Source organism: Candidatus Phycorickettsia trachydisci (assembly GCF_003015145.1).
Taxonomy (GTDB): Bacteria; Pseudomonadota; Alphaproteobacteria; order Rickettsiales; family Rickettsiaceae; genus Phycorickettsia; species Phycorickettsia trachydisci.
In genome coordinates this window covers 1,356,513-1,369,388 of the sequence record NZ_CP027845.1, presented here as the reverse complement: position 1 = coordinate 1,369,388, position 12,876 = coordinate 1,356,513, and the positions used below count along the sequence as shown (strand labels likewise).

16 protein-coding genes are annotated in these 12,876 nt (G+C 33.0%); 8 read left to right on the top strand and 8 right to left on the bottom strand.

What is annotated here, in order from left to right:
* Positions 1 to 528 precede the first annotated feature (528 nt).
* From phytr_RS05925 to phytr_RS05910, 4 genes are all read left to right on the top strand, one after another.
* On the top strand, positions 529 to 1,626 hold the full coding sequence (locus tag phytr_RS05925; protein ID WP_106874943.1) for a PAS domain-containing sensor histidine kinase: 1,098 nt from the start codon (positions 529 to 531) through the stop codon (positions 1,624 to 1,626).
* On the top strand, positions 1,604 to 1,972 hold the full coding sequence (locus phytr_RS05920) for a response regulator (RefSeq protein WP_106874942.1): 369 nt from the start codon (positions 1,604 to 1,606) through the stop codon (positions 1,970 to 1,972). The genes phytr_RS05925 and phytr_RS05920 overlap by 23 nt, the downstream gene beginning before the upstream one ends.
* A 64-nt stretch (positions 1,973 to 2,036) precedes the next feature.
* Entirely contained in the window at positions 2,037 to 2,696 is a 660-nt protein-coding gene (locus phytr_RS05915) for a hypothetical protein (protein WP_106874941.1), read from the top strand.
* A 36-nt stretch (positions 2,697 to 2,732) separates the two neighbouring features.
* Positions 2,733 to 3,470 (top strand): hypothetical protein, encoded by a 738-nt coding sequence (locus tag phytr_RS05910; RefSeq protein ID WP_106874940.1) that lies wholly within the window; start codon positions 2,733 to 2,735, stop codon positions 3,468 to 3,470.
* Between the two features lie 10 nt (positions 3,471 to 3,480).
* Here phytr_RS05910 and phytr_RS05905 read toward each other — a convergent pair whose 3' ends face one another.
* Positions 3,481 to 4,392: a phosphotransferase gene (locus tag phytr_RS05905; protein WP_106874939.1), complete on the bottom strand. Its 912-nt coding sequence runs from the start codon at positions 4,390 to 4,392 to the stop codon at positions 3,481 to 3,483.
* Between phytr_RS05905 and phytr_RS05900 the strand changes: the two genes are divergently transcribed.
* Positions 4,385 to 5,110 (top strand): GrpB family protein, encoded by a 726-nt coding sequence (locus phytr_RS05900; RefSeq protein WP_106874938.1) that lies wholly within the window; start codon positions 4,385 to 4,387, stop codon positions 5,108 to 5,110. The genes phytr_RS05905 and phytr_RS05900 overlap by 8 nt on opposite strands.
* Positions 5,111 to 5,268: 158 nt before the next feature.
* On the opposite strand, the gene phytr_RS05895 is transcribed toward phytr_RS05900, so the two are convergent.
* The gene (locus phytr_RS05895) at positions 5,269 to 5,676 is read right to left on the bottom strand and encodes a hypothetical protein (protein ID WP_106874937.1); all 408 of its coding nucleotides are present in this window, start codon (positions 5,674 to 5,676) and stop codon (positions 5,269 to 5,271) included.
* 349 nt (positions 5,677 to 6,025) lie between these two features.
* On the opposite strand from phytr_RS05895, the gene phytr_RS05890 reads away from it, so the two are divergent.
* Positions 6,026 to 6,349 (top strand): IS1 family transposase, encoded by a 324-nt coding sequence (locus phytr_RS05890; protein ID WP_106874936.1) that lies wholly within the window; start codon positions 6,026 to 6,028, stop codon positions 6,347 to 6,349.
* A 39-nt stretch (positions 6,350 to 6,388) separates the two neighbouring features.
* Here phytr_RS05890 and phytr_RS06495 read toward each other — a convergent pair whose 3' ends face one another.
* The 5 genes from phytr_RS06495 to rpsF form a co-directional block, all read right to left on the bottom strand.
* Entirely contained in the window at positions 6,389 to 6,517 is a 129-nt protein-coding gene (locus phytr_RS06495) for a hypothetical protein (protein WP_267895091.1), read from the bottom strand.
* A gap of 305 nt (positions 6,518 to 6,822) precedes the next feature.
* Positions 6,823 to 6,969, bottom strand: a complete 147-nt coding sequence (locus phytr_RS06440; RefSeq protein WP_158706898.1) for a hypothetical protein — start codon at positions 6,967 to 6,969, stop codon at positions 6,823 to 6,825.
* 143 nt (positions 6,970 to 7,112) lie between these two features.
* A complete protein-coding gene (rplI, locus tag phytr_RS05880; protein ID WP_106874934.1) occupies positions 7,113 to 7,661 on the bottom strand; it encodes a 50S ribosomal protein L9 in 549 nt (182 codons plus the stop codon).
* 8 nt (positions 7,662 to 7,669) lie between these two features.
* Positions 7,670 to 7,960 (bottom strand): 30S ribosomal protein S18, encoded by a 291-nt coding sequence (rpsR, locus tag phytr_RS05875; protein WP_106874933.1) that lies wholly within the window; start codon positions 7,958 to 7,960, stop codon positions 7,670 to 7,672.
* A 10-nt stretch (positions 7,961 to 7,970) separates the two neighbouring features.
* Positions 7,971 to 8,342: a 30S ribosomal protein S6 gene (gene rpsF / locus phytr_RS05870; RefSeq protein WP_106874932.1), complete on the bottom strand. Its 372-nt coding sequence runs from the start codon at positions 8,340 to 8,342 to the stop codon at positions 7,971 to 7,973.
* Positions 8,343 to 8,519: 177 nt separating this feature from the next.
* On the opposite strand from rpsF, the gene phytr_RS05865 reads away from it, so the two are divergent.
* Positions 8,520 to 10,532, top strand: coding sequence for an ATP-dependent DNA helicase RecG (locus tag phytr_RS05865; protein WP_106874931.1), 2,013 nt, complete (start codon positions 8,520 to 8,522; stop codon positions 10,530 to 10,532).
* 119 nt (positions 10,533 to 10,651) lie between these two features.
* Here phytr_RS05865 and phytr_RS05860 read toward each other — a convergent pair whose 3' ends face one another.
* Positions 10,652 to 11,473, bottom strand: a complete 822-nt coding sequence (locus tag phytr_RS05860; protein WP_158706897.1) for a glycosyltransferase family 25 protein — start codon at positions 11,471 to 11,473, stop codon at positions 10,652 to 10,654.
* Positions 11,474 to 11,632: 159 nt separating this feature from the next.
* On the opposite strand from phytr_RS05860, the gene phytr_RS05855 reads away from it, so the two are divergent.
* Positions 11,633 to 12,856, top strand: coding sequence for a hypothetical protein (locus phytr_RS05855; protein WP_106874929.1), 1,224 nt, complete (start codon positions 11,633 to 11,635; stop codon positions 12,854 to 12,856).
* The last annotated feature ends 20 nt before the right edge of the window (positions 12,857 to 12,876 follow it).

Below are 12,876 nucleotides of genomic sequence, written 5' to 3'. Positions count from 1 at the left end.
AGGTTGTTATATATTATTTTGTTTTGCTTTAGATTTCTTTGATTTTTTACTTGATTCAGATCGAAAGCTTTGTTAAGTAATATTTAAAACCTTTGCAAATATCATTGAGATTTAATTGATTTACATCAAAGTCTGATCTTGTGTTAATTGCGAAAGTTTTTGTCAACAAAATCGTTGATAGTTTGAGTGTTTGTGTGGTATTTTACACATTCAAAAATATTCTACTTTTCATTCAATTAAATCTAAAAAGTATTGAGAAATAAACAAAGTTTTAGTTTTATAGATAATAGTGCCTTAGAAAGCATCTATACCTAGGTGTTAATGCTGAGTTATAACAAATATTATAATTTAATATTACAAAAATTAAAACTTTAAACGTAGTTTAGTCATCTTATATAAATTTCTAATATGAAAATGTTTCATATTTGATAAATATATTATATAATGAACTAATATGTTGTATTTACTTTCGCCCGTTCTAAAGTAATTAGGGTGCTGCAAATTATTAATTTAAGTCATGAATAGTAGATGAGATTAGATATCAATATCGTAGATTCCTTACCTGTAGCTATATTTTGGAAAGATTTGTTAGGTAGATACCTAGAATGCAATATGAATATGGCTCAATTGTTAGGTTATGGATCTCCCAAAGATATTATTGGTAAAAAAGATCAAGATTTAATTTGGTCGCAATATTCCCACCAGCTCGAATTGGGCGATAACTATGTTATTGCCAATAAAAAAACTCATACGACTCAAGAGCAAGTCGTAGTCAAAGATAATAAAATGACTTTATTACTCACTACTAAAGCTCCCTTAGAAGATTCGGAGGGCAAATTAATTGGAGTAATAGGAACTATGTTGGATTTAGAAAACAATAATTTTACAAATTTCAACATGACTCTAATAAATCAAATGGTGCAAAATAGTAGATCTCTAGCCTTGCAACAAATTAAACATGATATCAAATCTCCTTTGACGGGAATAATCGCTTTAGGTGAATTTATTACTTTGGGTAATCTTAAAGATGAAGAGGGATTAAAAGATCTGATAGGTCATTTGGGGGAAGCTAGTAGTTCTTTAAGTAAATTTTTAGATTCTCTATCTTCTGTTTGTGAAAGGAGTTTTTTTGATCCTGAAAGTCACGCTTTAGTTGACTTAAATGCTTTAATTTTAAATGCTATAAATCTTGGAAGACCTGCTGCAATTTTGAAAAGCCTAACAATCCAAACTGATTTAGAAGATGGAATATTAGTGTTTTCTAATGAACATAAGTTATTTAGGTTGGTTATGGAACTAATTTCAAATGCAATTAAATATACAGAATCTGGGGGCATAAAGATTATTGCAAAAAGGATCATGAATAATACACATGATCATGGAGTAGAGATAAAGTTTATCGACACAGGATGTGGGATGTCTCAAGAGAATTTAGACATACTTAATCAACAAAACGGTTTAACAAGTATTAAATACGAAGAGCTTGAAAAAGGTAAGGGGTTTGGTTTGGGCATGGTTAAATCTACAGCCAAAACTTTAAGTATAGATATTAAGGCAGCTAAAACCCCTCAAGGCACTACTATTATTCTTTACATTAAATCAAATGATGACAAATTGCGAAAATAATAAAATATTAATCATAGATGATCATCCTTTAGGATGTAAGGTAGCTGCTCGTCTCTTGGAAAACATGGGATGGAATGTCAAAACCGCTTACAATGGATACGATGGTTTGAAAGCTGCCCAAGAAGATTATTGTATGATTTTACTAGATTTAAATTTGCCAGATATCCAAGGTCTAGAGTTGGCTCAAAAATTAAGAGATAAAAATCACCTCAAAGAGACAAAAATCATAGCTGTTACCGGAGATGTAAAGCATGGTTTAGATTATTACGCCCTTTATGGCATAGATGCTATTTTATCCAAGCCTTTTACGGCAAAGCAAATAAGTCAGTTAGTCATTTCTAATTAAAAATTACTTGTTTACAAAGTTAATTCATGTAGAATGTGCAAGAATTAAATTTTTATGACAAAGTATGAATATCATCTTTAATAATCACAAGGAATCTAAGGTTCAAAATCATGTCTCAACTTTCAAGTTAAACTCATTAGAACAGATGTTTCCCCCAGAGCTAGATTATTGGAATATCAACAGCAACACTAACAGCGCTGAGGAGTTTATAGATACTGTTAAGAGAAAACTAGACTCCTTAAATGACCGAGTGAATGTTCTTAAGGACCAACTAGAATCATTAAAGGGATTTACTGAAAAAAGTAGACAATTTGATGATTCGATAGGAGTGACCAACATACTTTATGGAAATGGTGGTAAAAACTTATTCCTGGTGCAAAATGGTCGAGGTTTTTCAAATTGGCAACATGCATCAATGGAAGATTCTGCAGATCTTCACGCAAAAATTCTTGACACAAGATTAGCAGCTGCATTAAGAGAAGTGCAGAAGCAAGAAAAAGTTGTACAAGAGTTACAAAATTTTCTTAAAGATAAAAGATCTGTTGACAATTCTCAAATAAAATATTATATTATGGAAGGTTCGGCCGATTATATTACAGATAGTTTTAATTCTTTTAATATAAATTCGAGCGCAAATTCATCAAACCCCAGCAATATGAACTCTATCTTTTGCCCTAATAAGCAAAGTATTGAGCTTATGGGAGAGGAGTGGATGGATGGGTGAATGTGACATTACAATATAATAAATAAAAATAATAAAATGCTCAGCAATTACGGTAGCATAGTTACTCGTGAGCAAGATATTCTTGTCGAAAACCTAGATTCAAAAAAATCATGTTGGAATAAAGTTAAATACTTATTCCTTTCTTGCTTTAAGCGTGAAGCGAAGAAAACATACTCCGCACTTGATATTAAAAATCATAGTGATGCAAGAAGTTTTGAAACTAGAAAGTATGAGACCTTTGATAAACGTCAGAATGATAACCTCAATGACCAAAAGCGTGATACTGGTCATGAGCAAGAGTTAAACAATAAGGATTCTTTTGGCTCAAAGGCTTACCTCATGATGCTATTTACAATGGACGATGATACAGAATCATCGACTTCAGGTTGTACAGGATCTCCTATAAATTGGTTTTTGGAAGTAGATTTTCCAAAACAAAATAATGCAGATGGGGGTGTTGTAGAGGTGCCAGCAAAGTCCGTATCTTCTGAAGAGTGGTTTATTGGGGCAGATTTGGCAGAGTTGAAATCTTCTGACAACTCGATTGTTAAGGTAAATTTTGCAGAATCGGAACATTCTGAAGAATGGTTTGTTGGAGTAGATCTAGCAGAGTTGAAATCTTCTGACGAGTCTGATGTTAAGGTAGGCCTTGCAGAATCAGAATATTCTGAAGAATGGGTTATTGGAGCAGATTTGGCAGAGTTAGGATCTTCTAAAGATTACTTTATAGGATCAGATTCAACAGGAAAATCAGATGTTACAGCGTATTTATAGCTTGAATCTACTATAATCCCAGAATCGCATCAGATAAATAACGTAAATTTTTAGCATCTCTTTTGAGGAAAGGCAATACACCAAGGTCATTTTTAGTGTAAAGTCTTTTTTCGAGATAAAAATTGCCTGCTAATTTCTTGAGGTAGGCATAAATTCCGACCTCAAGCTCATCCATAGAGATGAAATTAAGACACTGAGTAATAAACATCTCTATTTTTCTCATATTTGACTTTAAAAAGCCATTATAACATAAGCTCAGCAATATAAAGTGCATTACATCCTCTCCTCTGTATCCCATATGAGCCTCTTCAAAATCTAAAATACCTACCAAATTATCTTTTGCATTAAATATCATATTTTGACTATGAAAGTCCCCATGTATCAAACATTTGGGATAGTCCTGAAGATGTTTTTTAGGCAAAGCATCGGCCATATGTCGTTTGATTTGGATTAAATCTAAAACGACTTTATCTATATCTGTACCTTTACTGTTAGACTTTACTAAATATATTAATGCATTTATATCTTCGTCTATTTTAGGTTTGTCTAGTAATTTGAGCTGAGTACTATGTATTTGGGCTAGAGACTTGGCAATAGACTCAAATGATTTGGCGCTAAAGAGATGTTGTTTTACATAATCCCCTTCTATTTTAGGGTACAGGCAAACAACTTTATCTTTTATTTTGAGATACTGGTTACCCTGAATGCATTTGATAAAATTTGGTACGTAAAAATCCTTGTTTAAAAGTAAGTTAGAGATATTTATAGATTTTTGAATTTTTGTTTCATCGCTACAATATTTAATGATAACAGGTTTATCATTTGCCAAAGCAAAATAATTTTCAGATGAAAAGCCTCCTAACTTTTTGAGGATCTTCAGGGATTTAAAACCGTAAGCTTTTTTAAGTACAACTATGGACATAAAAATTTCTGATTATAACCCATTATGGCCTAACATTTTTGAGCAAGAAGCATCAAAAATTAAGCAAGCTTTAAGAAAATGTAAGCTGTATCATATTGGATCTACATCAGTACCTAATTTAGCATCAAAGCCCATAATAGATATTATAGCAGAAGTAAATGATATTACATTAGCCGATGTACTTTTGACTCAAATAGGTTATAGGTATAAGGGGGAATATAACCTCCCACTTCGGAGGCTTTATGATAAAAGTGGAAAAATTTATCTACATGTACATAAGACAGGAAGCCCTGAAATAGAATCAAATTTAGTTTTTAGGGATTATTTAAGGCAAAATAAGGGCGCTAGAGATGAATACGCAGCTTTAAAAATTGAGCTTGCAAAAGATAGAGCAAATGCCCAAAAGGCTCCTACTGGAATAACTAAATATAATTTAGGTAAGCATCAATTTATAGCAGATGTCCTCAATAAAGCTGAATTTAGAGGTTTGTGTGTAAGATTTGTAAGTTGTGAGCAGGAGTATTACTATAACATGACTCATATATTTCCCGATGATGCTTCGTGCAAGCATTTTGTCCTATATGAAGGTGCAAAGTTGATTGCAGCTGCATGTTTAAAAATCCAGGGTAATCACGCCAGTATTATTGCTGCAAAAGGTAAAAACCTAAATTATCTACTTAAATTTATACTTAAGTGGTGGGGCGCAATTACCAATTAAAAGCGCCCCTTATTTGTATTTTTTTGAGGTGAATTTGGAGTGATAGGGGGGAGTTTTGTTTTGGCTATTACTTTCCTTGATTCCAACTACCTTAAATATTTGCTTAACTTTGCAAATAAAGTACGTTCTTATCACTTATAAGTAAATTTAGTCTAAACTTAGTCATGAGTCTCTAAAATCTTGCCTAATTCACTGGGCCAACTAGTTACTTCAAAAGCATCTTCTGCACTATCATCACTGCTATATCCCTCACTATCACTCATTGAGTCTTGCGAGTCATCTTTGAGTAATTTGCATCCTTCATTAATAAATTTATCCATTTTACTATGTCTCCATACTTTAAATAAAGTGACTAATATAGCGAAACTATCCTTTGCCCCCTCCTTTTTACCTAAAGGTCTATAATCTTCTTGAGAGATCCAAACTTTACAATATTTGTCACTCAGCCATATTAGACCTTCTGACTTTGAGTCTTTGGCAATACCTTTTTCTTTTAATACATACTCTACTTTACCTAAAAGGGCAGGACGTTTTTTAAAACATTTTTCTTTTATTTGGACATACACAGAATCTTTAACTACTTGAATTACTTTATCTGAGTTGCTGTGAGTACTTCCCCAATTATGTATTTGTTTAATCCCAAATACCTGTTCTTCTTTTAAGGCCGTTTGTGTTTTTTTTAAGTTTTTTATAGTACTGATCTAAGGCTCGGGCAATCTTTGCGCTTTCATCTTCTGTCTCTTTTGGAATTTAGGTTGAGGTTTCAATCTTATAAACACTAGAAATAACTTTTGATTCTACAGCTGGAATACTAACGAGAGTTTTTACAAGATGAAATGTGGCACTTTATTCAGTCAAAAAAAATAAAAAATGAATCATCAAAGCACTGGATCGTGATAGAAGGAGAACTATTGGATGGGTTATCGTAATGTTAAAACCTACCGAAGGTTGTATGATAAAGTAAAGCATCTAAAATCATGTACTTTTTATACAGATGATTGGATTGCTTTCAAGCAAGTTTTGCCCGCCAAACCTCATATGATAGGCAAAAGACATACTGTAACTATAGAGAGGGATAATAGCAATACTCGCCACCATTTAGGAAGTATGGCTAGAAAGGTCAAGGTAGTTTCGAAATCTGTTGATATGGTAGATATGACCTTAAAAATGCGTTGCGCTTTGACAGATGCAGATATTTTTAAAATCTTTCAAACCAGAGCCTTGTCTATCTTTAAGTAAATACTCTCCATTTATAAACAGTTTGATCAAATCTCCTCTTTACCTCCCCTTGTTAGGCATCTTAGCAGTGCCCCCCATACCCTTTAGGGTGTCTCTTATTTTATTCGTATCATAACCTTTATCTCCCATGAACCCTTTAACTTGATCTTTGTGAATAAGATACAACATTTCTTATACCACCTTGGTATCATGCTTCTGCGCTCCTCTGATTTTTAACACATACTAGCTCTTTTATGCCCGTGATAACATGTATTTTTGAGCCCTTACCAACAGCTTTTTACCCATGCTCCGTGGTCCTACTTTTTTAAGCACCAATACCATGACGATTCACTTTAATAGTACTAGAATTCATAAAAATTATATTCACTTTGACTAACTTTTTTTGTTTTAACTCATCTAAAACGGTCAATAATTAACCTTTTTGAGTCGACCTTTTGAACCTTGTATATATAGTGTGACAAGAACCATATTCTTTAGGGCAATCTCTCCATGGAGTAGATAATTTCAGCATAACACGTGTAATGGCTTAGTTTTAGAGATCTGTCACCTAAGGGAGTAGTAATTGGTAATATTCTCTCATTGAAAACTTCTTGGGGTATAGTGCACATACGCTTAAACATAAAGCTACCTTTTTTACCTAAGCTTATCTCATCTTTAGATTTGTTAACAGTACCTAGTAGACCTTTTTGATAAGATACGTTAAAACCTATCTTATTTTGCTCTGTCTAACATACCAAAACAAGATAAGTGATTTGTGAATAGGCTACTCTTTTGGAGTTTCTTGAGATGATTCAGGAGATTTTTCGACAGTAGCTGGAGCTGCTTGTTCTGCATGATAAGCTGTAAGCTGAGAAGAAGCCTCTATATCATTTCTTGCAACGTTAACTAATACATCAGCAACTAGCCCATGAGCTAAAGAAACCTTTACTTTATATACCCCTATCTTTGTTATAGCCTCAGATAGTTCAACTTGATCGCTTCTAAGCTTGATATCATATTCTTTTTCTAAAGCAGCAGCTATAGTTTTTGATCTGACTGATCCAAATAACTTACCATCTTCTAAAGCTTGCTCTAAGAAAGTTAAAACTTTACCCTCCAGATTAGCAATTTTAGAAGCAGCTAGCGTACTTTCTTTCTCTTGCTTCAGTGCAAGCTCAACTTTAATTTCTTCAAACTTTTGCTTATTGTTCGCAGTTGCGACTAAAGCATATCCTCTAGGTAATAAAAAGTTTCTTGCATAACCTTTTTTTACTTTAACTACTTGACCGATATTTTTGAGTTTTCCTACAGGTTGTACTACAATTAAATCCATAATAAATCTTAATCAAATTTTGTTACAAAAGGCATCAAAGCAAGCATCCTAGCAATTTTAATAGATTGAGTAATTTCTTTTTGATGCTTTGGACAAACGCCTGTTATTCTTGCTCCAAGTATTCTGCCACCTTCAGAGATGAACTTAGACAAAAACTCAGAATTTTTATATGTAATATTTAAGTCTTTATCCTCATGTAAAGGACATCCACTTCTTTTTCTAAAAAAAACTTTTTTATTTGCTCGATCTGCAACTCTTTGTGTTGCTTTTTCAGGTAATGCTTTTAAATCTTCTGACATATATCAAATGTTAAATTGTTACGTTGATAGCTGAAACTTCAGCGTTAGAGCTTTTAAACATCTGAGGGGGAGTTTTATTAATTTCTTCCACTCTTAGAACCATGTGCCTTATAATCTGAGAGGAAATTTCTATACCGCCAAGCTTAATTTTATTTTCTACTTCCTCCTTACATTCCTTAGTCATTTGAACACCTAAGAAAGAATAATGACCTTTTTTATTGTTACCAATTTTATAAGCAAGGTTTTTTAAACCCCAATATTCATTGGCAATTACTTTGCCTGAATGACGCTCTATTATTTCTAAGAAATTAGCCATTAATTTATCAAGCTCAGAAGATGATAAATCTGGACGCACAATAAAGATTAACTCGTAAAAGTTCATAAGTATAAATTTTATAAATTTTTTAATCTGCTCGCACAACTAAAGCCTTGACTTACATACATTTTCCCTAATCAACTGATCTTATGTGCGGCGAGTTACAAATTTGAAAGACTTTTTAGTCTCAAAGCTAGTTACATATGCTATCATAAAATCTAATAAAAACAAAATGTAAATTTGATGATAATAAATATTTTCGATCAAACTCTAACATCAGCGCTTAAAATTAAAGCTTGGACCGCTGCTAGATTAAGAAAAATTAACATCATCACCGTAAGGGATATGCTATTTCATATTCCCTATTCTTATATAGAACGCAAAGTTGAGCCTGATTACAGCAGTTTATCAGAAAATGATCATATAGTAACTACCATATCCATCACAAAGTCTCCCTCAAGCTTCAGAAGACTTAAAGTATTAAAATATGAAGGTATTAATTCTCGTGGTCAAAAGCTGGAGCTTACTTTTTTTCAGATGTCAAAGATCATGATGGCTAAATTTAGAGCAGGCAACAAGATTACTATTTGCGGCAAGGTTACAAACCCGCGCTTTAAACCAGAAATGGTTCATCCTGAAATTGTTTTTACCTCCCCGCACAAAATTCAACCAATCTATCATCTAACCCAAGGTATTAATAACAACCAGATGCATCAGTATGCATTATACTGCCTAAACTTATTACCCAACCTTAAAGATTGGCATAACTTAGCAAACAACATGCCCTCAATTTATGAGAGCTTGCAACAATTACATAATCCTAAGGAGCTCAAGGATCCAAGTATTTACAAAAAACGATTAGCACTAGAGGAAATATTAATAAATCAGATATGCCTAAACAATTTACGTACCTCAAACAAACTTGAGCGATATGGTATCGAAGATATTGCTCATGATCATCATGCAAAAGTTTTTGCTACTCTTGGTTTTATGCCAACAGAAGATCAACAACACTCTTTAGAAGAAATATATAAGGACCAAAAAAGCTCCAGTAGAATGATCAGAATGTTGCAAGGTGATGTTGGAAGCGGAAAAACTTTCGTTGCCTTACTTTCTATTCTAAACATAGTTGCAAGTGGTAAACAATGCTGCCTTATGAGCCCAACCGACATACTAACAGTCCAACATTTCAACTTTTTTATTAAAGCGCTAGATGGCATGGATTTAAAGATTGAGATAATCACCAGCAAAATTAAGGGCAAAAAACGAAAAGAAATTTTAGAAGATCTTGCGGCAGGTAATATAAATATAATCATTGGCACACACTCTCTAATTCAAGAGAATATCAATTTTGCCAACCTTGGATACATCGTAATTGACGAGCAACATAAGTTTGGCGTCAAACAACGCGCAACTCTTTTAGCTAAATCTCAAGACGCCGATCTTCTCTTAATGAGCGCAACTCCAATACCTAGGAGCCTTAGCATGGTATTATATGGCGATATGGATATCTCATATATTACTTCTAAACCTAAAAACAATTTACCAATAATCACAACCGTTTTATCCAGCAAAAAAATGGATGATTTAATCGCCTCATTGCAAAGGATTTTTGATAAAAATCAGCAAGTATACTGGATCTGCCCATTGATTCAGGATAGCGAGAAAAAATCTTTTACGAGCGTAGTAGCTCGTTTTGACTCATTACGCCAGGTTTATCATTATCAAGTAGGCTTCTTACATGGTGCTTTAGCGAAAGATGAAAAAGAACAAATCATGAATGATTTTAAAGACAATCAAATCAAACTTTTAGTCTCAACCACAGTGATTGAAGTAGGTATAGACGTACCTAACGCAACTCTTATAGTTATCGAAGATGCTCAAAATTTTGGCCTTGCCCAACTACATCAATTACGAGGCAGAGTTGGCAGAAGCCATCTGCAGTCTTATTGCATACTAGTTTATGGCGATAGTGCTGTAAGCACTAATACGAGAGAAAGACTCAATATCATGACCCAAAGTCAAAATGGTTTTGAAATCGCCGAAAAAGATTTAGAAATCAGAGGCGGAGGAGATATTATAGGCTTGCGCCAAAGCGGACAAGCTTGCTTTACGTTTATCGACCTATATCAAAACAGAGACCTTATTATTAAAGCAAAAGAATTTTTAGCTAATAACCCAAACTTAAAGCCCGATCAAAAAATCATAGAGTTGTTCGCAAAGCAATTCTTCACTGATGATTTAGGGGCTGCTTAATTTAATTTATTTCTTCATATTGGTAGGTCTTAGTATAAACCTTCTCTCTAATTTGCTTGATCAATGGCAACTTTTTCAACAGATGCAATAAGATCTGATTTAGCTCTAATTAATATATCTCAAGATGCTCTTCCCATACTACGTATTATAGACTCACCTTTTGTAAGGTGATCTGGGGTTGATAAAGAAATTTGTAATGCTTGGTATGCTCGAACTTTTTCAGTATCAATGGCCTTAGACATAGATTCATCAATGGGACCCGAAAAACCTTCACTTACTGCCAACATTTCTTTAGCAGCTTTAAAAGTAATAAGATATGCAACAGTACCGTATACTAAATGAGAGTTAGGTCGAAACTTTATTATATGAGAGTTATTTTTTATTTTAATTTTTTTGGCGGGATCCACAACAGCATATAAATAAATTACACCCCATTCATTAGGTAAATTATTTATTAGGTCGGTAAATTTTTTTTGAAAGTCTGTTGGAAATATTATATCATCCTCTAGAACTAGGGCATATTCTATATTATGGGAAACTATCTTGTGCCATATCTCTCTGTGACTACAATGACATCCAAATTCTCCTGCCGTGAATATTCTGCCACTAGAAAAATAGCTAGATTTACTCGATGGACATAAAATATCGTAGCGTTCATTGGGTAATATGCTTATTTTCATATCTTTGAGATCTTTGCCACAAAATTTATCACCTGTCTTAGAATGAACAATATTGAGATTATATCCATCGACTGCGCTAAATTTTTGATGTATTATGTCATTTGCCTGAAGTTGATTTTTCATTGTTTCATACCTTTCAGGAGTACGATCTAAACTAATAACAAAAACTTGTATGTCTTTCTTAGAAATTGAGTTAAATTTAGTTTGAAAGATCAATTCGTTTTTAAAAATACGAGAAGATATTTTAACTTCTCCATTCATAAAATTGCGGTTTATATAGAGATATATTATTATTGCCATGATAATAGCTGTTAAGCAAATAATAGTTTTAGATAGAAAATTTTTCATTTAATTCAATAGAAATCTGTTAGTATTAAGATAATTTTTCACAGTTATATATAATAACATACATAAAAATATATGTTAAAATCAAGTTTCAACGCAGAAGAAAATTATCAAGGAACACTACCCTTAGACCTAGATAGCCCAACCTTATCTCTTGAACATCAAAAAGATCCAGATATTGAGCTACCAATTATCAAGGTATGCGAAGATGGAACGTTGACAACCAAAATACGCCTTCCCAATGAAAAAGAAGTTTATCTTGGTCTAGAAAGGATAGAAAATCGTGAAGAAAGTAACAAATGGATTGTATATACAAGAGCTAGTGGTAGAATAGGTGCATATTTATCAGATGTCGCGGAGGATTTAGGCTGTTTTTCCGAACAATATCATAGAAAATTGTTAGGAAATTACGGGATATCCACAGAGGAGATCGAAGTATCCGTAAATAAAATCAGAGCAAAATTTTTGAATAATCACATTTTTCAAAAAGATAGTGGTTTTAATGATCAAGATTTTAAACCAGGATTCCAAGAATCTATTGGTTTAGAAGGAGAAAAATTAGATGATTTTGTAAATAGATTTAAAAATGCCTTGAAGAAACGCCCTAAAATACATGAAATTTTACTCAATACTCGTGGCGGAGCAGTTGGTTTTGATTCTAATTGGATAACATATGCGTCAAATCTACCTATAACAGGCAAATTACAAACTAAATCAGATCCATTGCCATATGGTACCTTCAAACTTTTAGCTGAAGATTTTGGTAATGTTATTATATCAGTTGGCACAGCCGAATACCCCAATTTGCCCGTATACCAAAATAGAGGAATTTTTAAAAACCCTTATTGGGTTATCCAGAACGAATATGATCAACTCTCAATGGTACTACATTCATTTACTGGTAAAATAGCGCAAGAATTCTGGAAAGATAAAATATATATGACAGTTGCTCCTTTACCTGGAATGCAAAAGATAATTTTAAAATCTTTGAAAGAAGGACAGCTTTTCATTGGAGACAATAAACACAAACCATATTCTGATTTTCCTCCATTAGCTCATGAGTATAATAGGGTTTTTAAAATAGCAAAAGAGGGACTTGATACCTCAGAATTTTTAGATTCTGAGTTGCCAGATGAACTAACACAATTTTCTCAAATTCTTGATTACACAAGTCCATCACCAAGGCTGAAACCTAATATGGAAGGTACTGGTGGAGATAGTGGTACAGAATATATAAATTATATAAAAGTTAGCGCTCTTGCTGATATCTTTGAAAAGATTTCAAAAACAACGCCTTAATATATAATTCTAATCAATAT